Annotated in this window: 22 protein-coding genes; 5 read left to right on the top strand and 17 right to left on the bottom strand. The window is 49.5% G+C overall.

What is annotated here, in order from left to right; all coding sequences use genetic code 11:
• Nucleotides 1-695: 695 nt before the first annotated feature.
• Complete coding sequence (locus DRJ53_RS17060) at nt 696-1931, bottom strand: proline dehydrogenase family protein (protein ID WP_114236875.1); 1236 nt, start codon at nt 1929-1931, stop codon at nt 696-698.
• A gap of 185 nt (nt 1932-2116) precedes the next feature.
• Here DRJ53_RS17060 and DRJ53_RS17065 point away from each other — a divergent pair, with 185 nt between their 5' ends.
• Nucleotides 2117-2656, top strand: coding sequence for an acyl-CoA thioesterase (locus tag DRJ53_RS17065; RefSeq protein WP_241558594.1), 540 nt, complete (start codon nt 2117-2119; stop codon nt 2654-2656).
• A 74-nt stretch (nt 2657-2730) separates the two neighbouring features.
• Nucleotides 2731-3018: a DUF1330 domain-containing protein gene (locus tag DRJ53_RS17070; RefSeq protein ID WP_114236876.1), complete on the top strand. Its 288-nt coding sequence runs from the start codon at nt 2731-2733 to the stop codon at nt 3016-3018.
• 525 nt (nt 3019-3543) lie between these two features.
• Here the strand turns inward: DRJ53_RS17070 and DRJ53_RS17075 are convergent.
• From DRJ53_RS17075 to DRJ53_RS17085, 3 genes are all read right to left on the bottom strand, one after another.
• Entirely contained in the window at nt 3544-4329 is a 786-nt protein-coding gene (locus DRJ53_RS17075; RefSeq protein ID WP_114236877.1) for a lysophospholipid acyltransferase family protein, read from the bottom strand.
• Between the two features lie 216 nt (nt 4330-4545).
• Nucleotides 4546-6516: a 30S ribosomal protein S1 gene (rpsA, locus tag DRJ53_RS17080; RefSeq protein ID WP_114236878.1), complete on the bottom strand. Its 1971-nt coding sequence runs from the start codon at nt 6514-6516 to the stop codon at nt 4546-4548.
• A 710-nt stretch (nt 6517-7226) separates the two neighbouring features.
• Nucleotides 7227-7955: a toxin-antitoxin system YwqK family antitoxin gene (locus tag DRJ53_RS17085; RefSeq protein WP_123893667.1), complete on the bottom strand. Its 729-nt coding sequence runs from the start codon at nt 7953-7955 to the stop codon at nt 7227-7229.
• Between the two features lie 115 nt (nt 7956-8070).
• On the opposite strand from DRJ53_RS17085, the gene DRJ53_RS17090 reads away from it, so the two are divergent.
• Nucleotides 8071-10578: a WD40/YVTN/BNR-like repeat-containing protein gene (locus DRJ53_RS17090; protein ID WP_114236880.1), complete on the top strand. Its 2508-nt coding sequence runs from the start codon at nt 8071-8073 to the stop codon at nt 10576-10578.
• A 324-nt stretch (nt 10579-10902) separates the two neighbouring features.
• Entirely contained in the window at nt 10903-13080 is a 2178-nt protein-coding gene (locus tag DRJ53_RS17095; protein ID WP_162303909.1) for an FUSC family membrane protein, read from the top strand.
• Between the two features lie 81 nt (nt 13081-13161).
• Here DRJ53_RS17095 and aroQ read toward each other — a convergent pair whose 3' ends face one another.
• Complete coding sequence (gene aroQ, locus DRJ53_RS17100) at nt 13162-13584, bottom strand: type II 3-dehydroquinate dehydratase (RefSeq protein WP_114236929.1); 423 nt, start codon at nt 13582-13584, stop codon at nt 13162-13164.
• 95 nt (nt 13585-13679) lie between these two features.
• A complete protein-coding gene (locus tag DRJ53_RS17105) occupies nt 13680-14213 on the bottom strand; it encodes a GNAT family N-acetyltransferase (RefSeq protein ID WP_114236882.1) in 534 nt (177 codons plus the stop codon).
• Nucleotides 14214-14364: 151 nt separating this feature from the next.
• Here DRJ53_RS17105 and DRJ53_RS17110 point away from each other — a divergent pair, with 151 nt between their 5' ends.
• On the top strand, nt 14365-15309 hold the full coding sequence (locus DRJ53_RS17110; protein ID WP_114236883.1) for an alpha/beta hydrolase: 945 nt from the start codon (nt 14365-14367) through the stop codon (nt 15307-15309).
• Nucleotides 15310-15478: 169 nt separating this feature from the next.
• Here the strand turns inward: DRJ53_RS17110 and carA are convergent, their stop codons facing one another.
• The 11 genes from carA to DRJ53_RS17165 form a co-directional block, all read right to left on the bottom strand.
• Entirely contained in the window at nt 15479-16588 is a 1110-nt protein-coding gene (gene carA, locus DRJ53_RS17115) for a glutamine-hydrolyzing carbamoyl-phosphate synthase small subunit (RefSeq protein ID WP_114236884.1), read from the bottom strand.
• 75 nt (nt 16589-16663) lie between these two features.
• Nucleotides 16664-17596 carry a DUF2167 domain-containing protein gene (locus DRJ53_RS17120; RefSeq protein ID WP_162303910.1) on the bottom strand — a complete coding sequence of 311 codons (933 nt, stop codon included), beginning with the start codon at nt 17594-17596 and terminating at the stop codon, nt 16664-16666.
• A 116-nt stretch (nt 17597-17712) separates the two neighbouring features.
• Nucleotides 17713-18246: a 50S ribosomal protein L17 gene (gene rplQ, locus DRJ53_RS17125; RefSeq protein ID WP_114236886.1), complete on the bottom strand. Its 534-nt coding sequence runs from the start codon at nt 18244-18246 to the stop codon at nt 17713-17715.
• A gap of 147 nt (nt 18247-18393) precedes the next feature.
• A complete protein-coding gene (locus DRJ53_RS17130) occupies nt 18394-19395 on the bottom strand; it encodes a DNA-directed RNA polymerase subunit alpha (protein ID WP_114236887.1) in 1002 nt (333 codons plus the stop codon).
• A gap of 134 nt (nt 19396-19529) precedes the next feature.
• Nucleotides 19530-20135, bottom strand: a complete 606-nt coding sequence (gene rpsD, locus DRJ53_RS17135) for a 30S ribosomal protein S4 (RefSeq protein WP_114236888.1) — start codon at nt 20133-20135, stop codon at nt 19530-19532.
• A 180-nt stretch (nt 20136-20315) separates the two neighbouring features.
• On the bottom strand, nt 20316-20726 hold the full coding sequence (gene rpsK, locus DRJ53_RS17140; protein ID WP_114236889.1) for a 30S ribosomal protein S11: 411 nt from the start codon (nt 20724-20726) through the stop codon (nt 20316-20318).
• 203 nt (nt 20727-20929) lie between these two features.
• Nucleotides 20930-21310, bottom strand: coding sequence for a 30S ribosomal protein S13 (gene rpsM / locus DRJ53_RS17145; protein WP_114236890.1), 381 nt, complete (start codon nt 21308-21310; stop codon nt 20930-20932).
• A gap of 113 nt (nt 21311-21423) precedes the next feature.
• Nucleotides 21424-21540 (bottom strand): type B 50S ribosomal protein L36, encoded by a 117-nt coding sequence (ykgO, locus tag DRJ53_RS17150; protein WP_114236891.1) that lies wholly within the window; start codon nt 21538-21540, stop codon nt 21424-21426.
• Between the two features lie 90 nt (nt 21541-21630).
• Nucleotides 21631-21849, bottom strand: a complete 219-nt coding sequence (infA, locus tag DRJ53_RS17155) for a translation initiation factor IF-1 (protein WP_026752042.1) — start codon at nt 21847-21849, stop codon at nt 21631-21633.
• 208 nt (nt 21850-22057) lie between these two features.
• On the bottom strand, nt 22058-22462 hold the full coding sequence (locus DRJ53_RS17160) for a hypothetical protein (protein WP_114236892.1): 405 nt from the start codon (nt 22460-22462) through the stop codon (nt 22058-22060).
• A gap of 128 nt (nt 22463-22590) precedes the next feature.
• Nucleotides 22591-23748, bottom strand: a complete 1158-nt coding sequence (locus tag DRJ53_RS17165) for a homogentisate 1,2-dioxygenase (RefSeq protein ID WP_114236893.1) — start codon at nt 23746-23748, stop codon at nt 22591-22593.
• Nucleotides 23749-23968: the final 220 nt, after the last annotated feature.

A 23968-nucleotide genomic window follows, 5' to 3' on the forward strand; every position in this document is an offset into this window, starting at 1 on the left:
TTGGGAAAATATTGACCGGTCGATACGGCGCATTCACATTGTAAAATGGGTCAAAACGAGGAATAAAATCGTTACAATCGCCACATTTCTCCCCAGTTTCAGGCAGCTCATGCAATGAAATCCGCCAATTTTTACCGGATTTTCAAAAAAATGAAAAAAATTTAGTCAAATCAGCACCGGGAAAAATAGCTTGGAAATAATGGCTTTAAGGCGCTGAACCCCTTTGTGGTGGCCCACTTTAACAAAACGCCTTTCCCTTAGGCATAAAAATTAAACCCATTTATTGATCTTAAACTAAGAAATAAGGGATTTAATTTTGTTTTAGACAAAAGGGAAAGGCGGAAAGAAAAGCAATCATGAGTAAATATGGCAAGAATCGTTAGCCGCCCTGGTCGAAAAAGCTGTAAAGGCAGCAAGTAAAAAAGATTATTCGAACTCTTTCATATGGCAAGCAATCGTTAGTCGCCCGCTGTTTCTACAGGGGGCTTTTTCTTTTTCAGGGGTTGAAGATAAAGGCCGTGCTTGAAACTTTGCAAACATTTTTTTAACAAATAAAATATTTTGCAAAACTCAGCCCTAACATATTGATTTTTAATACCGTTGCTGCCCTAATATTTTATCCACCGCCTCTTGATATCTACAAAAAGGCCCCGCTGCTTCAAACAGCAAAGCCTTTTTTACCTACTGAAATATGATCAGGCTTTTCCGCGCCGGCGCAGTTCTTTTTGAATCAACGCCAGCTCGCGGCCGGTTTGGCCTTTAACAGAAGTATTTTCCTGGGCACGCCGCATCAGGTAAGGCACCACGTCTTTAATGGGGCCAAACGGCAAGTATTTGCTGACGCTGCAACCGGCCTTGGCCAGGTTGTATGTAATATTATCGCTCATTCCATACAGCTGGCTGAAATGAACATGCGGGTGATTGAGTGGCAAGCCTTTTTCTTCCAACAGCCGCACGGCCAGCAAGTTGCTGCCTTCGTTGTGTGATGCCACGATGACGCCGGTTTGATCAAGGTGCTCCATGCACAGGCGCACCGCCGCATCATAGTCGCGGTCAGAGGCGGCTTTATCAGGCTGAATGGGTGAAGGATAGCCTTTTTCGGCAGCGCGGGCCCGCTCCTTTTCCATGTAAGCGCCCCGCACAAGCTTTACGGCCAGCAAAAAATTACGTTCGGTGGCGGCGTCAATGCATTGTTGTAGAAAATGCAGGCGGTCGTGGCGATACAGCTGTACCGTATTATACACCACCAACGCTTCCTTATTGTATTCCGCCATCATCAGCATCGTTAGCGCATCAACAGGATCCTGGATCCAGGTTTCTTCAGCATCTACCAAAAAGCCGACCCCGGCGGTTTTGGCTGCTTCGCAAATGGACCAGAAACGGTCGGCAACGCGGCTCCACTCCTGCTGTTCGCTGGCGGTTAGTGCCTGCAAGCCGGCATGGTAACGCTTCACCAGCGATTCGGCGCCGGAAGCATGCATGGCATCGTCCAGTTTTTCCAACAATCCAAACCGCCCCATGCCGGTAACCTTCACACTCATGAAGGGGATGTTGGGTTGCGATGCCGCAAATTGAATCACGCGAATAAATTCGTCACGGGCATGATCGTAGCTGGCTTCGCCTTCTTTTCCTTCCACGCCATAATCAAGAATCACCTGCACATTGTACTGGCCCATATGCTGCACCGCCGGGATGGTTTCTTCCAATGTTTCGCCACCCACAAACTGCTTGAACAAAGTTTTGCGGATAAGGCCTTTTACCGGCAAACCGGCGTTAATGGCCCACGGCGCCACCTGGGTACCCAGCTTTACCAGCCAGGGATAGTTCATCACAGAAAACAGAAACTGCGCATCCTTCAGGTCTTTGTCCTGCTTGTGGGCAAACGCAATCTCGGTGTTGTCAAAGGATAAAACGGGCAGCGAAGTGATCATTTCAAAACGTTAATGGCGCAAAAGTAGGGCAAAATGGGCCACCGCTTTATGACTAAAGGCCTACTTTATGATCGATTTTGACGCAATAGTTGCCCAGATAAATAAATGTTGACGCAGCAGCCGCATTTTTTTAAAATGTGGAGCCAAAAACAAAATAAGCTACCGGACGAATACCTTTGCGCCAAATGAGCAATTCCAGAAACATGATCTCTAAAAAGCCTGCGGATAGTTATACGGTGATGACCGAAATTGTTTTACCCAACGATACCAATGTATTTGGCAACCTGATGGGCGGCCGCCTGATGTATTGGATGGATATTGCCGCAGCCATTGCTGCCATGAAGCATTGCAATGCGCCGGTGGTAACCGCATCGGTAGATAATATTTCATTCGAAAACCCTATTAAACTGGGCAACACGGTGCATATTGAAGCCAATGTTACCCGTGCTTTTACCACTTCAATGGAAGTGCACCTGAAAGTTTGGGGCGAAGATTATACGCAGCAATACCGCTATAAAAGCAACGAGGCTTACTACACTTTTGTAGCCCTCGACCCCAACCGCAAGCCGCGCCTGGTGCCTACGTTGGAGCCGGTTACTCCCGAAGACCAACACCTGTTTGACGGTGCATTGCGCCGCCGCCAGCTGCGCCTGATTTTGGGCGGCAAAATGAAACCCGATGATGCGGTGGAATTGAAAGCGCTGTTTTTTAAAGAGCAATTGTAAAAACGATTTACACCGCTTATCAATGGTCAAATCGAAAAGAACCAGATTCTTATTTTAAAACCCACCCGCCATTTATGCCAGCATTTGTTATTGTAGAAATTACCATCCACAACCTAGAGTTGTATGAAGCGTACAAAAAGCTAACGCCGGCTGCGGTGGCCGCATATGATGGGCGCTTTGTGGTGCGGGGTGCCGCCACCGAAAGCCTCGAAGGCGACTGGAATCCGCAACGGATGGTGGTTTTAGAATTTCCTTCTGTGGAGCGTGCAAAGGAATGGTGGGCATCGCCGGAATATACCGAAGCAAAGATTATTCGCCAGCAAGCGGCAACTACGAAGATGTTGGTGGTGGAAGGCGTGTGAGCATATCGAACAAGAATTACGCGAAATTTTGAACTGCCGAAACCAACAGCCAGTAGTTGAATGATTATTGATTATTTAATTATTGGATTATTGGTTGCTGGCAATATGCAAAAATAGAGTCAGTGCAAGTATTGATGATTGGGCGTAGCCCAAATCTGTTGGTTGCACCGGGGAAACGCAAATAAATTTCCTGCTGTTGATCGAAGATCAATCCTGTGGATTGAAACGGATGTTGCAAAAATGTAATGCTGTTTTTAGGGTTGGGCTTCGCCCAACACGGCGCAATTGACTGATTGTTGACTACCAACAGGCTTGGGCTATGCCCAATTTTATGTTGGTTGTTGATCCATTTTTTTTAATAATAACGCAACTGCCTTTCCCCGCCGTTACTTCTTCCCCACCGAACACCATAATCAATTCTCCATTAAACGAATCACCGCCTACGTCTTTCATCATTCAAAATTCCTTGTACCTTGTTTCTTGTTCGATATTCTCCCTCAACTTCGACATTCGTCTGTTCCTTGTTCATCTGTTCGACATTCCCTCGGCTGCGTCTTCTTTTTTCCAATGGTGGGCGCCCTGCATCATATGGCTTTTGCTTTGTTCAATGGCATCCATCACCTGCGCCAGGATCGCTTCTGCAGTATCGTCGTAATTAATGTTAAGTGGCGCTTTAAATGTTACCGAAAGTTGGGTGCCCTTTTTCTTAAACTTCAATCCTTTTTTATCAAAAGCACGCCAAAAACCCTGGATGACGATTGGCACCACGGTGGGCTTGCAATGCTTGATGATATAGGCCGTGCCTTTGCGGCCGGGGGCATAGGGTTTGGTGGTGCCTTGCGGAAAAGTAATGACCCAGTTGTTGCTCAAAGCCCGTTCAATTTTGCGGGTGTCGGATGGGTCGAGGCCGCGGCGCACTTCAGAGCCGTCTTTTCTCCATGTGCGCTTTACCGTTAGGGCGCCGGCAAGCGTAAACAGCTTGCTGATCCACGAGCTCTTCATGGTTTCCTCGGCAGCTACATAATATACATTGGTAAACGGGTTTAGCAGGTAATAGGGCACACCTAGGCGGTTGCGTTTACGCCATTTTACCGCACAAAATATTTGCAGGAACGTAATGACATCTGCAAAATAGGTTTGGTGGTTAGAAACAAAAAGTACGTTGCGGCGCGGCAGGTTTTCGATGTGCTCGGTGCCGGAGATGTTTAATTTATTTACCCAAACAAGGCCGGGATAACTGAAAATGCCCACGATGGCATAAACCAGTTTGCGAATGATCTTGAATTGCGCCAGCCTTTTCCAAACTTCCATGTTCGAACGCTTAAAACGTTAAAGATAAAGGGCCGCACGGTACAGCGTTGCTGCGGTGCCGAATAATTTATCCACTCCCTGATACTTGGGGGAATAAATATTGTGCCTTAACTAAATAACATCCAACAAATTAGAAAGGCGACCTTATAGTGGTCATAAAAAAGCACCCCGCCGTAGCGAGGTGCTGTATTGTTTGCTGCAATAAAGCGGCAGAAATTATTTCTGTTCGCCACCCTTTTGCTCCTGCTGCTGCAGGCGCTCTTTGATTTGCGCCAGCGCACCGAGGTCGCCAAGGGTCGGTTTTTCAACCTTGCCCTGCAGGTTTTTAACGGCTTTCTTGGTTTGGTCGGCTTGTGCACGTGCTTCCTTACGGGCAGCATCGCGTTCGCCGGCCTGAGCTTGTTCCCAAATGCGAGCATGGGAAACCACAATACGTTTTTCGTTGCGGTCAAACTCAATTACCATGAATTCTGCAGTTTCATCGGCACCAACTGCTTTGCCATCTTCTTTGGCAAGGTGACGGTTGGGAGCAAAACCTTCCAGACCGTAAGGCAGTTGTACGATTGCGCCTTTGTCGTCCTTGCGGGAAACAGTGGCTTCGTGGATGGTACCAACGGCAAAGGTATCCTGCAGGCTGTTCCAGGGATCTTCTTCCAGTTGTTTGTGTCCCAGTTGCAGTTTGCGGTTGTCTTTGTCAATACCCAGGATCACCACCTCGATGTTTTGTGCCACCTTGGTGTACTCGCTTGGGTGATTGAAACGCTTCAGCCAGCTCAGGTCGGAGATGTGGATCATACCGCCGATACCGGGTTCCAGCTCAACAAACACGCCATAAGGAGTGATGTTTTTCACCACGCCGTTGTGACGGCTGCCTTCGGGGAATTTGGTTTCGATGGTGCTCCAGGGATCTTCAGACAGTTGCTTTATCGAGAGGCTCATTTTGCGGCTGTCCTTATCCAAGGTAACCACTTTAGCTTCGTGCTCATCGTTCAGCTTGAAGAACTCTTTAGCATTGATTGGGGTGTTGGCCCAGGTAATTTCAGACACGTGTACCAGACCTTCTACGCCTGGCATGATTTCCAGGAACGCACCGTAGTCTTCAATGTTCACTACACGGCCTTTAACAACGGAGCCTTCCGAAATGGTCTCAGGCAGCACATCCCATGGGTGTGGGGTCAGTTGCTTCAAACCAAGCGAAATGCGGCGTTTTTCGTCGTCGAAATCCAGAACCACCACGTTTACTTTCTGGTCCAGCTTCAACACCTCTGAAGGGTGGTTGATGCGGCCCCATGAAATATCGGTGATGTACAGCAAACCGTCGAGACCACCCAGGTCCATGAACGCACCGAAGTCGGTGATGTTCTTTACAGTACCTTCCAGTACCTGGCCTTTTTCAAGTTGTCCGATGATCTGTGCACGTTGTGCCTCGATATCGCTTTCGATCAGTGCTTTGTGCGATACTACGGCATTCTTGATGGCTTCGTTGATCTTCACCACCTTGAATTCCATTGTTTTACCTACAAACTGGTCGTAGTCGGTTACAGGCTTCACGTCGATTTGTGAGCCCGGCAGGAAGGTTTCCATACCAAATACGTCTACGATCAGGCCACCCTTAGTTTTGCTGGTAACGGTACCGGTAACGATCTCACCAGATTTGTGGATCTCAACGATGCGTTCCCAAGCACGGGTAATGCGGGCCTGTTTGCGGCTCAGGTTCAGGTTACCCTGGCGGTCTTCTTTTTCGATCACCATTACTTCAACCTCGTCGCCAACAGACAGGTTCTGCAGGTCGCGGAATTCGTTCAGGGAGATCAGACCGTCGGACTTGAAGCCGATGTTCAGTACCACGTCGGTTTTAGTGATACCAACAACGGTACCGGTGATCAGCTCACCGTCGTTCAGTTGTACGAAGGTGTTTTCGTACACCTTGTCGTACTTTTCTTTTTCGTCTTTGCTGTAGCTGGCAACGTTGCGTTTGTCGATGCTCCAGTCAAAGTCGTCATGAGCAGTTTCTACGCGGGGAGCTGGCGCTTCAGCTACGGGAGCTGGTGCTGCTTCCTGTGCGGGAGCTGCTTCTGCGGCAGGTGCATTTGTTGTCGCTGTAGCAGTTTCAGCAGCGGCAGTTTCCTGCGCTACCGGAGCCTGCTCCTGGCCTTCAGCGTTTGGGTTAACAATATTTTCTTCCATAAAAATTCCGGAGGGTTTATTCCGGGGCGGCAAATATAAGCAATCCTGTGGAGAAGAAAACCGCAGCAGCAGGGAGTTTCGTTAAAAAATCATCTGAGAAAGTGATTAAGAACGGCGTGGTGAAAGGCCTGTGTGACAAGTGCATTTAACGTCCTGCCGATGGAGCCTTTTGTATTGCATTTGGATTTCCGGCTTTGTCATGCTGAGTGCGGCGAAGCATCTGTGTGCCGAATCTGCAAGCATTATCAAAGAAATGGTAGCGTATTTTATCATTCAAAGCTGGCATTGGTGTAGGTTCGGATCCTTCACTGCGCTCAGGATGACAAGGGCAAAAAGCGTGACGAATGAGCAGAAATGATTAGAAGAAAAGATCCTTGTGTCAGCGATGGTGTAGGTCGGATACTGCACTTAGACTCTGTCATGCCGAACTTGTTTCGGCATCCCCTTCTATTATCGGAGTTTACCAAAACACAAGGAGATGCCGAAACAAGTTCGGCATGACAGCTAATGAAGGACAACGGTTTACTAACGGTGCAACGGAAAGCACAATAGCGTTACAGGACGCCGCAGTGTGCGACGCAACAGCAGCCCAATAGCAATTCAAAAGCTGGCTCCAACAAAAAAACACCAAACAAAACAGCCACTTCGGGTGAAGTGGCTGCAAACAAATATCTATTGGAAACGAAAAGTTCTCCGAAAAGAAGCATCAATTAAAAAGTACTGCCATCCCGCACCCGCACTTTCTTTTTACCGGCGTTCTTTTTTTCGAAATCTATCACTGCCTGGGGTTTGGGCATTTTCTTTTTCTCTTCTTCGGTTTTTGGTTTGTAAGCGGGCTTTTTGCCGGCGCCGGTTACGTCAATCGGCGCCAGGTCGTCCTCGGCGGCAAGGCCATCAATACCTGCTTCCCCCTCAGTCTTTATTTTATCAAAAATGTATTCTTCCTTTTTTTCCAGCTTGCCGCTGAAAGTATCGTAGTAGCGCCAGGTGCCGTGGCGCAGCGCAGTGCCTTCCAGTTTGATCACCCGCTTTTCAATGATGCGGCCCGGGTTGTCGGGGTCGATCACATCAACCGTATCGTATGGATTCTCCGGGTTTACGGCCTTCCAGCTTTCTTCCCGCACGGGGTCGCCCATCGGGGTCATGTACACGCTTTTGCCGTTTTTGTAACCCCATTTATAATTTTCAATGGCCAGCAAATCGCCTTCCAGTGAAAAGCGCTGCCACTGCCCTTCTTTCATACCATTGTGGTAAAACCCCTGCTCCTCGTAACCCCGTTCGCCTTTGGCATTTTCGATGCGCTCTACCCAGCGCCCCTGCCGCTTGCCGGCCACATCCACGCAATTGAGGGTATCGCCTTTTACACCAATGATGAACGATTTGCACTGGGCAAAGCTTTCAAAGGAAAGGAGCAGTAAAAAAAAGGGAAGGATGCGCATGATTTTATTTTTTAATAACGGTACCGCCGGGCACCGCATTGAGGGTCAACAAATTCTTTACCTCTTGGTTGTTCTATGGCTAAGCTTACCTTAGAAACGAAAATTTCAACTTTTTATGTTTTCAAAATTACACAAAGCCTCCCTCCTGGCCGTTTTGTTGTTTGTTACCCTTTTGCCAAAAGCTGGGGCGCAGGTAAAGCCCACACCTGCCGCCGAACGGATGAAGGGGCTGGAACAAAGAAAAATTCTGGCGCAGCGTTCCACCTACAACAGCACGGCTTTCCGAAACATTGGGCCCACGGTTATGAGCGGCCGGGTGGTTGACCTGGAAGTAAACGCCGCCGACCCTACGGAATTTTATGTAGCCTATGCCACCGGCGGGCTTTGGTACAGCAACAACAACGGGCAAAGTTTTACGCCCCTGTTCGACAGCTTGGACGTGATGACCATTGGCGATATTGCCGTGGACTGGAAAACCGGCGCCATTTGGGTGGGCACCGGGGAGGTGAACAGCAGCCGCTCCACGTATGCGGGGCTGGGTGTTTATAAAAGCAACGATAAGGGCAAAACCTGGCAATACCTTGGCCTGCCCGAATCGCACCATATTGGTAAAATCCAGTTGCACCCTACCAATCCCGACATTGCCTGGGTGGCGGTGATGGGACACCTGTATTCACCCAATAAAGAGCGGGGCATTTACCATACCACGGACGGTGGTAAAACCTGGAAGCATACGCTGGCCATCGATGAAAATACAGGCGTGGTAGAACTGGAAATAAATCCGCAAAACCCGTCCGAGCTGTATGCCGCAGCCTGGTACCGTACCCGCAGCGCCTGGAACTTTGAAGAAGGCGGCGCTACCAGCGGCATTTATAAAACTGTGGATGGCGGCGCTACCTGGACGCTGCTCACAAAGCCCGGCTCGGGTTTTCCGGCAGGCGCACATGTGGGCCGTATTGGCCTGGCCGTTTACCCAAAAAATGGGCAGATTGTGTATGCCATTGTAGACAACCAGCAGGCACGCCCCGACACGGCGAAAAAGGACACCGCCAAATATGTGCTCAACGATTTTAAAAACCTGACCGCAGCGCAGTTTGCAGCCTTGAATACTGCGAAGATTGATACGTTTTTAAAACAAGTGGGACTGCTCAACCGCTACAACGGCGCTACCATTAAAGCTGGTGTGGCCACCGGCCGTTGGAAACCCACCGTGTTGTACGATCACCTCAACGTGAACGACGGATTCCAGGGAACGCCCATTGGCGCCGAAGTGTACCGCAGCGAAGACGGCGGTAAAAGCTGGCGCAAAACCAACACCAAAGCACTGAACCTGTACAGCACGTTTGGGTATTATTTCGGTAAAATTTATGTGTCGCCGGCCAACGACCAGAAAGTGGTCATAACCGGCATCAGCATCGAATACTCAACCGACGGCGGTAAAACATTTACCGAAATGGCCGACGACAATGTGCATGCCGACCACCACGCAGTGTGGATCAACCCGGCCCGCGACAGCCATATTTTTAGCGGCAATGATGGCGGCCTCAACATCAGCTACGATGACGGCAAGAACTGGTTTAAAGCCAACACGCCGCCGCTGGGACAGTTTTACACCGTAACCGTTGACAATGCCCGCCCTTATAATGTGTATGGCGGTTTGCAGGACAATGGCGTTTGGTGGGGACCATCTACTTACCGGTTTGGCACGGCCTGGCACCAAAGCGGCAACTACCCGTACAAAAGCATTGCAGGCGGCGACGGCATGCAAGTGCAGGTAGATACTACCGATAACCAGACCGTGTACACCGGCTCGCAGTTTGGTGCTTATGCACGCATCAACAAAATGGAATCGCGCAGCCGCAAATCGGTGCGGCCGGTGCACCAGTTGGGCGAAGCGCCGCTGCGTTTTAACTGGCAAACGCCGATCCTGCTGAGCAAGCACAACCCGCAGGTATTTTATATTGGCGCCAACCGCCTATACCGCTCCTTTAACCGCGGCGATAGTCTATCGCCATTGAGTGCCGACCTCACCGGCGGTAAACGCGAAGGCGATGTGCCCTTTGGTACGCTTACCACCATTGCCGAATCGCCGCTGCGTTTTGGACTGCTGTACACTGGCTCCGACGATGGCCGCATCCAGGTATCGAAAGATGCAGGCTTTAGCTGGACGCAGGTGGGCAATGCCATGGCTGGTAAAAAAGCCGCATCAGCACAACTGCCCCAAGGCCTTTGGGTGAGCCGCGTGGTAGCATCCCGTTTCAGCGAGCCACGGGTGTATGCATCGCTTAACGGCTACCGCAACGATGACTTTAAACCTTACCTTTTTGTAAGCGAAGACCACGGTGCCACCTGGCAGCAACTGGGCACCGACCTGCCCACTGAGTCAATCAACGTGGTGCGTGAAGACCCCTGGAACGAAAACGTCCTTTATGTAGGTACCGATGGCGGATTGTATGTCTCCACCGACCGCGGTAAAACCTTTATGATGTGGAACGCCGGTTTGCCCCGGTCCATCCCGGTGCACGACATTGCCATCCAGGAACGGGAACGCGAAATTGTGCTGGGCACGCATGGACGCAGTTTGTATGTAGCAAAACTGCCGGCTGCTGCTGGTGCGAAATAGACAACTGCAAATGTTGCGCAAAGCGGCAATTCCTAGATTTCAACCATTTTGTACTCACAATAGCCCTATCATGGATAGGGCTATTGTTTTTATGAAAGCACTTCCACTTAGCGGTATTCATTGATACCTTTTTTTATGCCTTGCATCCCACCAATATTACGTTCAGCCTTCACTATTTATGAATTCTAACATTGCATTTATCGGATACAATGCACCGCATTTTAATAGATAGCCAATTCTCTTCCATTTCTGTTTTCCATTGTTGCTTTATAAATAAAATGTCGCATTCCTGTAACTGTTTCATGTGCGGCAAAAAGACCAACTTTGCAGCGGCACTATTTTTTGAACAGCATAGCGGAAGGATTCATGAAAGAAGCGGACAGAGTCATTCGGCGTTTTTTTTGGGGGCAAAACTTTGCCGACGGCTTTCGGACCACCGTTGCCGTGTTGGTGCCTACTTTGCTGGGCGCTTTTTTGGGCGCTACCGAAACCGGCATTTTGTTTTCGCTGGGTGCGCTGGCCGTTAGCATCACCGATACACCGGGGGCCATCCGCAACCGCACCAACACGATGCTGTTCAGCCTTTTTTTTACTTTTTTAACCGCGCTGGCCACCATTTCCATGCGCCCCTACCTCGTCGGCATGGGGGTGCTAATTTTTGTACTGAGCTTTTTCTTTTCCATGCTGCTGGTATATGGCAACCGTGGTGGTGCCGTAGGCAGTGCCGCATTGCTGGTGATGGTGCTTACGATGGAGCATGATCAAACACCGGCGCCGCACAACACTTTTGTCACAGCGCTTTTTATTTTGTTGGGCGGTGGCTGGTACACGGTCATCAGCCTGCTCTCTTACCACATCAGGCCCTTTCGCATGGCGCAGCGTACGTTGGGTGAATGTGTGCAGGAAGTGGCCCGATACCTGCGCATCAAAGCCGATTTTTACGACTGCAACATTGACCTGGAGGGCAGCTATCGCAGGCTGGTAACCCAACACATGGAGGTGAGCCAGAAACAAGATGATGTGCGCCAGATCTTGTTTAAAACGAGGCAGATTGTAAAAGACTCGTCCACGCCGGGCCGCCGCCTGCTGCTGGCTTTTACCGACACGGTTGATCTTTTTGAAGAAACCACCGCTTCGTTTTACGACTACCGGATGCTGCGCAAGAACTTTGCGGAAACCGGCATGCTCCAGCATATCGCCACCATCGCCCGGTCGATGGCTAACGAACTGGAAAGCATTGGGCTGGCCATTCAATCGAATACTAATTATGTAGCCCGGATGGATTTTAGTGCCGCCATCCAAGACTTGAAAAAAGAAATAGATGCCTTGCAATCCAACGGCGACCAAAGTAACCTGATCCTGAAAAGACTGTTGGTAAACATTCGCCGCATGATGCAGCGCATGGAGGACCTGCGGTTGTATTTTGGCCGCGGCAGCGGGCGACAAAAAGAATCGGTGCACCTCGACCGGTTTGTATCGCACCAAAGCCTGGAGGCCAATGTGCTGTGGAGCAACATGAATTTTAATTCATCAGTGTTCCGCTTTTCATTGCGGGTAGCCATTGCGGCACTGGTGGGATTTGCGGTGTCAAAATTCATTGCGGTAAGCCACCACAGCTACTGGATCCTGATGACCACCATTTACATGCTCAAGCCCTCGTTTAGCCTTACCCGCCAGCGCAATATTGAACGCATTGTGGGCACGCTTGCCGGTGGTGCCATCGGCATCGGGCTGCTGCTTTTGGTGCACGATAAAAATGTATTGTTTGGCCTGCTGGTACTCCTGATGTTGGGCACTTACAGTTTGATCCGCACCCAGTACCTGGCGGCCGTTGCGCTGATGACGCCGTTCCTGCTGATCTTTTTTCACTTCATGGGCATGAGCCTTGGCAAGGTGGTGGAAGAGCGGGTGGTAGATACGTTGCTGGGGTGCATCATTGCGCTGCTGGCGGGTTACCTGCTGTTTCCCACCTGGGAACGTGATGAAATGGAGAAACACCTGAAGGATATGCTGAAAGCCAACAGCAACTACCTGTTTCGTGTAGCCGAAATGTTCCAGGGAAAAGTAGTGGCGCTGCACGATTATAAGCTGGCCCGGAAGGAAGTATATGTGTCATCGGCCAACCTGGCGGCAGCTTTCCAGCGCATGCTTTCCGAACCGAAAAAGACGAGAAGGGACAGTTCGCATATTCAGCAGTTCGTGGTGCTCAATCATATCCTTTTTTCCAACATCGCCACACTCGCATCCACGCTGCGCAGCCAGCCCGAAAAAGTGTATCCGGCCGAACTGAACCGCGCCATGCGGAAATTGATCAATACGCTGTGCACCAGCCTTGAACAAATGAATACGCCCTGTTCGGCGAAAGCGCTGGAATCGCTGGCGGTGACAGAGGAAACCGGGGTGCCGTTAAATACGGATGAAGTGTTGCTGAAAAGGCAGATCGAATTCATGCAGCGGCTGGGAGAAGATATTGCAAAAGCCGGTGCTGCAGTGGCGGCATAACCGATCGAGAAAGCGTCATTGTTTTTATCGCAGCAAAAAAATCTAGCGGTAAATCTCTATTTTTTCGAAATTAAAAGCACATTAGCCTTTGCGCAGCAGCCATTCCACTGCCAGTTCATACCCTTTTAAACCCAAACCAATAATGCTGCCGGCAGCTTTTGCCGATACATGCGACAATTTGCGAAAATCCTCACGAGCATGCACATTCGAAATATGCACTTCCACCACCGGCGTGGTGATTGCGGCAATGGCATCGCCAATTGCTACTGAAGTATGTGTGTAGCCGCCGGGATTCATAATAATGCCGTCATGGTCAAAACCCACCCGTTGCAACTCGTTGATCAATTCCCCTTCAACATTGCTCTGAAAATAGTGGAATCGCACTTGCGGATATTGCGCCACCAGTTTTTGAAAGTAGGCATCAAATGTTTCACTGCCATACACACCCGGTTCGCGTTTTCCAAGCAGATTCAGATTGGGTCCGTTGATGATGGCAATGGTCATAGTTGATGTATTGCTGTGTTGCGCAATTTCGGTATTTCCGGCCTTATATTTTACAGTAAAAAGCGCCGCTAACAATTACAGCATTTCTACAGTTTTTATTGAATCAACATCCGCCACTCCGATTCCAAAAGGCTGTACCATTTCAGCGAAATAAACCCACCGTTTTTAAACTCGCAGTCGCGCTGCACCCCTTCAAGACGGAAACCGGCACGCTCCAAAACCTTGCTGCTGGCGTCGTTGCCCACTTCAACGGATGCGGCTACGCGGTGCATGTTCCTCGCCGTAAAAAGATGTTGCAGCACCAGCGGCAGCACTTCGCTAATGATGCCCTTTTTCCAAAAGGGTGGCAACAGCCAGTAACCAATTTCCGTGCAGCGGTGTTGGGGCTGGTAGTTGTTCATACCAATGGCTCCTACCCGGTCGCCATTTTGCAGGCTCACTATTTTCCACCAGTGCCCGCTATTTTCTTTGATGATGTGCTCAAACCATTCCATCTGCACCCGCGTAGCTTCGTAGCTATGAAACTGCACGCCATAATAGCGGATCACATCCGGGTGGCTGAGGCCTTCAAAAACAAAAGCCTGGTCGGCGGGTTGAAATGCTTCCAACTTAAAACGCTGCGAAAACATAGTTTGAATTTAGCCCATCCAAAAGGTTATGTCAAATGTAGCCCGGCAGCCGCTTTGCCAGGATATTTTTATCAAATGTGTTGTTGATTGATATAAGCAACTCCTTGCGGCATTTTGGCTAAATTGTTAGCTGCCGGAAAATTGAACATTTATGAATACAATGATATTGCTGCTTGCCGCTTTGGTGTGGACACTGAGCGCTGCCTGCCAGGTGGACGGGACCATCGAGAAAGAGGTATTTGTGCAACCTGATTCGATGAAAATCTATGGCAGTGTATTAAGGCCGCAAAAGGCCTTCACCGGCGATGCGGTTTTGATCATTGCAGGTTCCGGCCCTACCGACCGCGATGGCAACCAGCCAACAATGCGCACCAATGCTTACAAACAAGTTGCCGACAGCCTGGCGCTGCATGGCATTGCCTCCCTGCGCTACGATAAACGCTTTATTGGCAAAAGCACCGGCGCTGTTCGGGAAGAAAAACTGCGGTTTGAAGACAACGTGTTGGTAGCACAGGCTTTTTTTGAACTGCTGCAAAAAGAGAGCGGTATTAAACGTGTTTTTATTGCGGGTCATAGCGAGGGCTCCACTGTGGGCATGCTGCTGGCCGAACGGGTAAAGGCAGCAGGATATATTTCCATTGCTGGTCCTGGGTTTGCCGCCGATTCGTTGCTGCGGAAACAATTGAGTGCTGTTCCGGAAGCACTAAAAACGGAAGCGTACCAGGCAATGGACAGTTTAAAAGCAGGCCATACGGTGCACAAAATAAACCCAGCGCTCATGGGTTTGCTCCGCCCCAGCATTCAGCCCTATATGACTTCATGGTTCAAACAAGAGCCACAGCAAATTGTGGCGCGGTTAAAAATGCCGGTGCTGGTTGTACAGGGCACAACAGACATACAGGTGGGCGTAGAAAACAGCACTGCCTTATCGATGGCGTGTAAGAATTGCACCGTTGCCATTATCGAAGGCATGAACCACGTGCTGAAAACGGCACCGGCAGACCGGGGCTCTAACATTGCTACTTACTCAAAACCCGAGCTGCCTTTAGCGCCGGGTCTGGTGGGTGCACTGGTAAAATTTATCAGAAAAAAATAAACTCCGCCCTCCGTCGTTGCGAGGCGCCGGATGCATCATCAACTGTTAAAAACAAAAGCGCCGAAGCACTCTCTTAAAGACCCAACGGTCAAAGGAGCTTGCTTCGGCGCAAAAATTATTAGAACAGTAAACATCAGCTACACCTCGCAATGAAGTGCGGCGGAGGTTTTTACACTACTCCTTCCTGCTGGCGAATCATGTTTACGAACTCATCAAACAGGTAGCGGCTGTCGTGTGGACCAGGCGTCGATTCGGGGTGGTATTGTACCGAAAAATGCGGCTTGCCTTTTACCCGGATACCTTCAATCGATTCATCGTTCAGGTTCACATGCGTGATCTCGATGTGCTCCGCTTTGCGTACCGCTTCGGGGTCTACACCAAACCCGTGATTCTGCGTAGTGATCTCGCATCTGCCGGTCAGCAGGTTTTTCACCGGGTGGTTCATACCGCGATGGCCGTGGTGCATTTTAAAGGTTGGAATATCATTGGCCAGCGCCAGCAACTGGTGGCCCAGGCAAATACCAAAGGTAGGCTTGTCTTCGGCCAACACTTCCTTAATGGTTTCCACGGCATAAGGCATTGCAGCCGGGTCGCCGGGACCATTGGATATAAAATAACCCGCAGGGCTAAACGCTTTTAATTCGGACAGCGGCGTTTTTGCAGGGAATACTTTTACATATGCGCCACGGTCAACCATGCAATTAAGGATGTTGCGCTTGGTGCCAAAATCCAACACGGCAATGCGGATCGGCGAAGTGGGATCGCCCAGTTCGTAAGGCACTTTGGTGCTAACGACCGAAGCCAATTCGAGGCCGTCCATGTTGGGCACTTCCGCCAGTTTAGCTTTAAGCACTTCGGCGTCAAGTATCTCGGTGGAGATCAAACAATTCATGGCGCCGCGTTCCCGAACCTTTGTTACCAGTGCACGGGTGTCCACACCTTCGATGGCCACGAGGTTGTGTTTCTTCAGGTACTCGTCCAATGAGCCTGCAGCCTGCTTGCGGGAAAACAACTCTTCGAGGTTGCGGGCAATCAACCCTTTAATTTTAATACTGTCCGACTCAACATCCTCTTCTTTTACGCCATAGTTGCCGATATGAACATTGTTCATGATCAGCACCTGGCCGTAGTACGAGGGGTCGGTAAATACTTCCTGGTAACCGGTCATGCCGGTATTGAAGCAAAGTTCGCCACCGGTGGTGCCAGATGCGCCAAAGGCTTTGCCTTCGTAAACGGTGCCGTCTTCCAGAACTAAAAGTGCTTTGGGTTGTTCGCTCATTTTAAAAACAAATTGCGCAAAAGTAAAGAAGCCAGCCCATAATGGCCAGCTTCTTTTTAAACTTCACGAAACTTTTTATACCGGGGTTTGCTCCGGATCGGCCTGCTGGTAAACAGGAGCCGGTTCCACAGCTGTTTTCCGGTTGCGAAACCTTTTTACAATAGCACCGCCTAAAGCGATAAAACCCACGACGATGATTTTGAAAAACTTGGCAATAAATGCGAAGAAGCCGCCTTTCACCAACATCTTGCCGGCCACTAACCCGCCAATTGTCCATGCAGCAACGTTGTCGGTCGTTTCGTTGAAATCGGCATATCGATTTCCTTCGGTAAAGGCAACCGCACTCAGCAGCGGGTTGATGCTTTGCTTTACGCTGTCCAGTTGATTAACGTTACTCACCGCCTGCAGTATCAACACGCCGTGGCGGCCCAGCACCCTAACGTCGTAATTGAGGGTATGGCTTTCCTCGCCTGGACTTGAAAACTCTTTGGCCCAATGCAACACGTTGCGGCTCTGATCGTAGTAGGGTTTGGCAGCCCATCCCACTAAAAACATCGAACTAATACCGGCAGCCTGCCGCTCTTTGTTGTCTTCAATAGCTTCATCCTGAAGCTCTTTCAAGAGCTCGTCGTAATTAATTTCCTGGGCATCATCATCTTTTACATAGCCCATGTCGCTGTATTCCACAACAAAAGCATAACTGGCGATTGCGGCCATTTCGTTTTTCGGCACCAGCATGCCAAGCGCAGTTTGGCCCTTCAGGTTACCCCAAAGTTCTTCCAGCACATAACGGGCTTCTTTTGCTTCTAAAAACTTGAAGTTTTCCGGCACATTGATCGTGACCTTGGTGTCGGCAAGCAATATTTTGCCGGTTTTATAGTGCAATGCATTTTCGATGGAGTCGAGCTGGCGGAGTTGATCCTCAAATATCTTGAGTGAATCGGTGGGGTCATTGGCAAATGAAGTGCCGACCAGGAAAAAGCTCAGGATGAGCAACACAGTTTTCATGTACTGAAGTTTGTTTTGGTTCGGCGTAAAAATAACGGAAAAATCAAATAAGCTCATCAATAAAAAAAGCGGAATGCATGTGCATTCCGCTTTTCAATAAGAGTAAACCGTATTGCTTACGAAGGTTGCTGTTCTGCACTTTCGGGTGCAGCATCAGCAGCCGGGCCAGCGCCTTGAGTCTGCTCAGGCGTTGCTGCTTCAGCAGCAGTATCAGCCTTTTTGCGGCTACCACCAGCACGGCGGGTACGCTTAGCGGGCTCAGCTTTGGCTTCTGCAGCTTTACCGTAAATTTCGTTGAAATCAACCAGCTCAATCAGGGCCTGCTCGGCGTTATCGCCAGGACGAATTCCCAGTTTGAGGATGCGGGTGTAACCACCGGGACGACCGGCAATTTTTTCGCTGATCACATCAAACAGTTCCTTGATCGCTTCTTTGTTTTGCAGGTAGCTAAACACCACACGACGCTGGTGCGTTGTGTTTTGCTTGCTCTTGGTGATCAGGGGCTCCACGTAAGTACGCAGCGCTTTGGCCTTGGCCAAAGTGGTAACAATACGTTTGTGGGCGATCAACTGAATGGCGAGGTTGCTCAACAGGGCCTCGCGGTGGGCTTTCTTCCGGCCCAGGTTGTTTACTTTGTCTCCGTGACGCATGACGTTGTTATGTTTGTGAACTGCACCGTGTCAAGGAATGCAGCCCTTGTTTAGAATAAGTCAAAAGGCAAAATTAAAAATTCAAAAAAGGTAACCTTCTCCGCTTTTTACTTTTCCCTTTTGACTTTTGACTTATCAAGAACTTATTTAAATATCATCTTTATCTACACCCAGCTTGCTCAGGTCCATACCGAAGTGGAGGCCACGTTCGTTCAATACCTGCTCAATTTCTGAAAGTGACTTCTGGCCGAAGTTGCGGAACTTCATCAGGTCTTCCTGCTCGTATTGAACCAGCTCGCTCAGCGAGTTGATCTTAGCGGCTTTCAGACAGTTGAAGGCACGAACCGACAGGTCGAGGTCTTCCAGCGGGGTTTTCAGCACCTTGCGCAGTTGCAGGGTTTGCTCGTCTACGATGTCTTCTTTTTTCTCTTCTTTGTTGTCGAAGGTGATGTTTTCATCGGTGATGATCATCAGGTGCTGGATCAGGATCCGGCTGGCTTGCTTCACGGCCTCTTCGGGGTGAATGGTGCCATCGGTGGTCACTTCCATTACCAGTTTCTCGTAGTCGGTGCGCTGTTCTACGCGGGTATTTTCGATGCTGTATTTCACGTTTTTGATGGGCGTGTAAATAGCATCAACAGGGATGTAACCCAGGGGTGCATCCTTTGGTTTGTTTTCTTCGGCGGGTACATAACCGCGGCCTTTGCCGATGGTCAGTTCCACATCCAGTTTCACCGAATTGTCCAGGGTGCAGATCAGCAGCTCAGGGTTCATTACCTGGAAGCTTTGTGTGCCCTCGCCAATCATAGCGGCGGTGAACTCGGTTTTGTTTTTGATGCTCAGCATGATGCGCTCATTCTGAACATCGTGGTCAACCACTTTCTTCAGGCGCACCTGCTTGATGTTGAGCAGGATTTCTACCACATCTTCAGAAACGCCATGAATGGTGGCAAACTCATGCTCCACACCTTCGATCTTCACACCAGTGATGGCGTAACCTTCCAAAGAGCTGAGCAGCACACGGCGCAGGGCATTGCCTACGGTTACGCCATAGCCAGGCTCCAGCGGACGAAACTCAAACTGAGCCTCGAAGTCGGTTACTTTTTGGAGAACGATCTTGTCGGGCTTCTGAAAATTCAAAATAGCCATAATAGACTTTCCTTTTCTTTTTTAGAATTTGGGGTTAGTTACCGATTATCGTCAAACGTGAAACGTCAATGGTGAATGGTCAATGAAAATCGGCAACCGTAAGATATTCACGATTGCCGATTCACCATTCACGATTATTTCGAGTACAATTCGACGATCAGTTGTTCCTTGATGTTTTCAGGAACGGCCTCACGCTCAGGGTAGGTAATGAACGTACCGGTAAGGGTGGTTTCATTCCAGTCTACCCAGCTAAACTTCTGGTTTTTGCCACGCACCTGGCTGGTGATGGAGCTATTGTCTTTCGACTTGTCCTTTAGCGCCACAATGTCGCCCGGCTTCAGTTGGAACGAAGGAACGTTCACTACTTCACCGTTTACGGTAACGTGCTTATGGCTAACCAGCTGGCGGGCAGCAGGACGGCTGGGTGCAATACCCATGCGGAATACCGCATTGTCCAAACGTGCTTCCAGGAGCTTGATGAGGTTTTCACCGGTAACGCCTTTACGACGGGAGGCTTCTTCAAAAGTTTTGCGGAACTGCTTTTCCAGCACACCGTAAGTGTACTTGGCTTTTTGCTTTTCACGAAGCTGCAGGGCGTACTCACCCAAGGTTTTGCGCTTGCGCTGTGCGCCGTGCATACCTGGAGGGTTAGAGTTTTTGCCCAGCCATTTGCCATTGCCCAGGATGGGCTCCCCGAAAATGCGGGAGATTTTGGTCTTAGGACCATTGTAACGTGCCATATCAGTTTATTTCATTTCCGCTTTTTAGAAACCGGTGCGTTCATCGTTGAAAGCGGTAAAAATTAATGAAGCACCCTTTAGTAAATGAGATAACTGAAAGCTATCTAAACAGTTGGAAGTCGGAAGTCCGCAGTCCGATGAAATGTCTTCCGACAACGGACTTCGGACTTCCGACTAAAATTATACGCGGCGTTTTTTAGGCGGACGGCAGCCGTTGTGGGGCAGCGGGGTCACGTCTTTGATCATGGCTACTTCAATGCCTGATTGTGCCAGGGCACGGATAGCGCCTTCACGGCCCGAGCCGGGTCCTTTTACATACACGTCAACGCGGCGTACACCAGCGTCGAGGGCCACTTTAGCGGCGTCAGATGAAGCCATCTGGGCAGCATAAGGAGTGTTTTTCTTTGAACCACGGAAGCCCATTTTACCGGCAGAGCTCCAGGAAATAACCTGGCCTTGCTTGTTGGTGAGGCTTACAATGATGTTGTTGAACGAAGCGGTGATGTGGGCGTCGCCGTAGGCGTCAACCTTCACAATACGCTTTTTAGCGGCGGCCTTAGCGCTTTGCTGGCCTTTTTGTGCTTTTGCCATTACAGGTAATCTGTTCTGTGTATTTTAAAATAAAACCATCAGGCGGCTGCCCGCTGGCCCCAAACCAATCCTCCCCGCCGAAGCCCGGATCCGGCATTGATGTGGTGATATGCTGCTTCGTTAATGTAGCCACAAGTAAATAGCTTCAAGCCGCAAGCAAATAACACTTGTAGCTTGAAGCTAGCAGCTCGTTGCTGACACAATTATTTCTTAGGCGCCTTCTTCTTACCGGCAACGGTTTTACGTTTGCCCTTACGAGTACGGCTGTTGGTTTTTGTGCGCTGACCACGAACCGGCAGGCCTTTGCGGTGGCGCAGGCCACGGTAGCAGGCAATATCCAGCAGGCGCTTGATGCTCATTTGCACTTCCGAACGGAGCGCACCTTCTACCTTGAACTCGTCGTTGATGGTAGTACGGATAGCATTCAGGTCTTCGTCATTCCACTCGTTTACTTTCTTGCTGCGATCAATGCTGTTCTTGTCAAGAATGTAACGGGCAGTGGCAGGTCCGATACCATAGATATAGGTCAGACCAATTTCGCCTCTTTTGTTTTTGGGTAAGTCAACGCCGGCAATACGAGCCATAGTTTATTTCTTGTTTTTTTTGTATTTAAATGCAGGCCTTTAGCAACTAGCTTTTAGCCTTTAGCTTTTTTTGGTTGGTGCTAATAGCCAACGGCTAGTGGCTAACAGCTTCATTATCCCTGACGCTGCTTGTAACGTGGGTTCTTTTTGTTAATCACGTACAGCTTGCCTTTGCGGCGTACGATCTTGCAATCTTCGCTGCGCTTTTTGATGGATGCTCTTACTTTCATTTTTTTAAGCTTTTAGCTATCGGCTTGCCGCCTTTAGCAATTGAAACATTGTTTTTATTTCGAGTTAGCTAACAGCTAGCAGCTAATAGCTTACTTATACCTAAAGATGATGCGTCCCCGGCTCAGGTCGTAAGGGCTCATCTCCACGCCTACTTTGTCGCCTGGCAAAATCCGGATGTAGTGCATCCTCATTTTACCAGAGATGGTTGCCAGTATTTCATGGCCGTTTTCCAGCTTCACCCGAAACATTGCGTTCGAAAGTGCTTCTAAGATGACGCCGTCCTGTTTAATTAAAGGTTGCTTTGACATATAGATTTTGGGAGCGCAAAAATAGCGTTATTCAGGCAAAAAATAAAAACCGGACTGTACTTTTTCCACAAATAAGCGGAGTACAACCCGGTTTTTTGACAAATTTATAGGAAAATACAGTGTTACAGCGCCTTTTGTCCCATCGATCAGGTTCCGTTATTTCGAAAAAATTGTTCCCTGCGTGGTGGTCCGGCTACTTTTTCACATCCTAAACTGCCGTTTTTTCCAGCGGCACCTTGGTCATATCGAGGTAATGATTTTGCAGTTCGTGCACATACAACGGGTGGTGAAATACCCGGTGATCCTCACGGTACCACACTTCCAAATCGGTATTATTACCCGGGTCTTTGATCAGCACCCGGAACGGCCCGCGCAGGTATTTTGCGCCCAGTTCGGTGTCTTCCCGCACAAAACCGAGGCGAAACAATTGCGCCTCGGTTAGTGGAATGGGCACCAGTTTGCTGGGCTCGTACCAAAATTCCTGGATGCCATTATCCATGCATACCAGTTGTTCGTCGCGGCTTACATCGGTTACCACTCCTTCTCTTTCCACACCGCCTTCATCCAGTACTTTCAGGAGATCTCCGGCTTTTAATTCATTGAGTTTAACCATGGTCAAAGGTTTTTTTATCGTTGAATATAAAAAAATTGCACCATGATGAACTAAGTGGCAATGGAAAAGTAGGAACCAAAAAATTACCGCATCGCCCCGATTACTTTTTACTTTCCACTTTTGAGCTATCACTCCGCCCAACTCATCGTGTAACCTTCGTTCTCAATTTCCAGTGCCTGTTTGGTGAGCATCAGCGGGTGAAAAGTATCCACCATCACGGCCAGTTCGCCGGTTTCTTCTTTGCCAATGCTTTTTTCCACAGCGCCGGGGTGCGGTCCGTGCGGTATGCCTGCCGGGTGCAGCGTGATCATGCCACGCGTTACATTTTTACGGCTCATGAAATCGCCATCCACGTAATACAGCACTTCGTCCGAATCGATATTGGAGTGATTGTACGGCGCCGGAATAGCCTGGGGGTGATAATCGTATTTGCGGGGCACAAAAGAGCACACCACAAAATTGTGCGCTTCAAAAGTTTGGTGCACGGGTGGCGGCTGGTGCACCCGGCCGGTAATGGGCTCAAAATCGTGGATGGAAAAAGCATACGGGTAACAACATCCATCCCACCCCACCACATCAAAGGGATGCGTGCCGTAATGCAGCGGGTACAACACACCGCGTTTTTTAGTCTGGATCAAAAACTCGCCTTTTGTATCGTGGGTTCCCAAGTCTTTCGGAGTGCGGATGTCCCGTTCGCAAAACGGCGCATGCTCCAGCAGTTGCCCGTATTTACTTAAGTACCTTTTTGGAAAACGAATGGGGCTAAACGATTCCACAATGAACAACCGGTTGTCGGCGCCATCAAATTGGATCTGGTAAATAGTGCCGCGTGGAATACAGAGGTAATCGCCAAAGGCAAATGGCAGTTTGCCATATTGTGTGTGCAGGGTGCCGCTGCCCTGGTGCACAAACAACAACTCGTCGGCATCTGCATTTTTATAAAAATAATCCGCCAGGCTTTGCTGCGGTGCGGCCAAGGAAATGTGCACATCATTGTTGACCAGCACGGGCACCCGGCTTGCCAGATAATCGGCCGCGGGTTGGATGTTAAACCCTTCAAAGCTGCGGTGGCGCAACATTTTTTCTTCGGCAATCTGCGGCTGTACCTCCACCGGAGTGCCGGTTTTAATGATTTGTGTAGGCGGATGCACATGGTACAGCAACGAGTAATCGTTGGAAAAACCCTCGGTGGAAAATAGCTGTTCGGAGTACAGGCCGCCATCGGGCTTGCGAAACTGGGTATGCCGTTTGTGCGGCACGGCGCCCAGTTGGTGGTATTGGGGCATAGCAATCTTTATTTACGATTTGGGATTTAGAAATGACGATTGCGGAACAACATAAAAGGTGCATAATATGCCCGTTGGAAACCCAATCGTACATCCGAAATCGCAAATCCGAAATCCTGTGGCAAGGTACAAAAAAAGCCAAAGCAGGTTGCTGCTCTGGCACATAGGGGCTGGCACTCCAGCTGATAGGTTAAAGGGTAGAAAATGTTATCAACGGGTA

The organism is Paracnuella aquatica (assembly GCF_003332885.2).
GTDB classification, from domain to species: Bacteria; Bacteroidota; Bacteroidia; order Chitinophagales; family Chitinophagaceae; genus Flavisolibacter; species Flavisolibacter aquaticus.

Bases quoted from the DNA above. Each gene is read 5' to 3' on its own strand.
- aroQ (WP_114236929.1), bottom strand. From the start codon at position 13,584: ATGACCATTGCCATCATCAACGGACCCAATCTGAATCTGCTTGGAAAA.
- DRJ53_RS17160 (WP_114236892.1), bottom strand. From the start codon at position 22,462: ATGGTTAAACTCAATGAATTAAAAGCCGGAGATCTCCTGAAAGTACTG.
- DRJ53_RS17070 (WP_114236876.1), top strand. From the start codon at position 2,731: ATGCCAGCATTTGTTATTGTAGAAATTACCATCCACAACCTAGAGTTG.
- DRJ53_RS17075 (WP_114236877.1), bottom strand. From the start codon at position 4,329: ATGGAAGTTTGGAAAAGGCTGGCGCAATTCAAGATCATTCGCAAACTG.
- DRJ53_RS17085 (WP_123893667.1), bottom strand. From the start codon at position 7,955: ATGCGCATCCTTCCCTTTTTTTTACTGCTCCTTTCCTTTGAAAGCTTT.
- rpsD (WP_114236888.1), bottom strand. From the start codon at position 20,135: ATGGCACGTTACAATGGTCCTAAGACCAAAATCTCCCGCATTTTCGGG.
- ykgO (WP_114236891.1), bottom strand. From the start codon at position 21,540: ATGAAAGTAAGAGCATCCATCAAAAAGCGCAGCGAAGATTGCAAGATC.
- DRJ53_RS17165 (WP_114236893.1), bottom strand. From the start codon at position 23,748: ATGCCCCAATACCACCAACTGGGCGCCGTGCCGCACAAACGGCATACC.
- rpsK (WP_114236889.1), bottom strand. From the start codon at position 20,726: ATGGCAAAAGCACAAAAAGGCCAGCAAAGCGCTAAGGCCGCCGCTAAA.
- infA (WP_026752042.1), bottom strand. From the start codon at position 21,849: ATGTCAAAGCAACCTTTAATTAAACAGGACGGCGTCATCTTAGAAGCA.
- DRJ53_RS17065 (WP_241558594.1), top strand. From the start codon at position 2,117: ATGAGCAATTCCAGAAACATGATCTCTAAAAAGCCTGCGGATAGTTAT.
- DRJ53_RS17110 (WP_114236883.1), top strand. From the start codon at position 14,365: ATGAATACAATGATATTGCTGCTTGCCGCTTTGGTGTGGACACTGAGC.
- DRJ53_RS17130 (WP_114236887.1), bottom strand. From the start codon at position 19,395: ATGGCTATTTTGAATTTTCAGAAGCCCGACAAGATCGTTCTCCAAAAA.
- DRJ53_RS17105 (WP_114236882.1), bottom strand. From the start codon at position 14,213: ATGTTTTCGCAGCGTTTTAAGTTGGAAGCATTTCAACCCGCCGACCAG.
- DRJ53_RS17120 (WP_162303910.1), bottom strand. From the start codon at position 17,596: ATGAAAACTGTGTTGCTCATCCTGAGCTTTTTCCTGGTCGGCACTTCA.
- rpsA (WP_114236878.1), bottom strand. From the start codon at position 6,516: ATGGAAGAAAATATTGTTAACCCAAACGCTGAAGGCCAGGAGCAGGCT.
- DRJ53_RS17060 (WP_114236875.1), bottom strand. From the start codon at position 1,931: ATGATCACTTCGCTGCCCGTTTTATCCTTTGACAACACCGAGATTGCG.
- rpsM (WP_114236890.1), bottom strand. From the start codon at position 21,310: ATGGCTCGTATTGCCGGCGTTGACTTACCCAAAAACAAAAGAGGCGAA.
- rplQ (WP_114236886.1), bottom strand. From the start codon at position 18,246: ATGCGTCACGGAGACAAAGTAAACAACCTGGGCCGGAAGAAAGCCCAC.
- DRJ53_RS17090 (WP_114236880.1), top strand. From the start codon at position 8,071: ATGTTTTCAAAATTACACAAAGCCTCCCTCCTGGCCGTTTTGTTGTTT.
- carA (WP_114236884.1), bottom strand. From the start codon at position 16,588: ATGAGCGAACAACCCAAAGCACTTTTAGTTCTGGAAGACGGCACCGTT.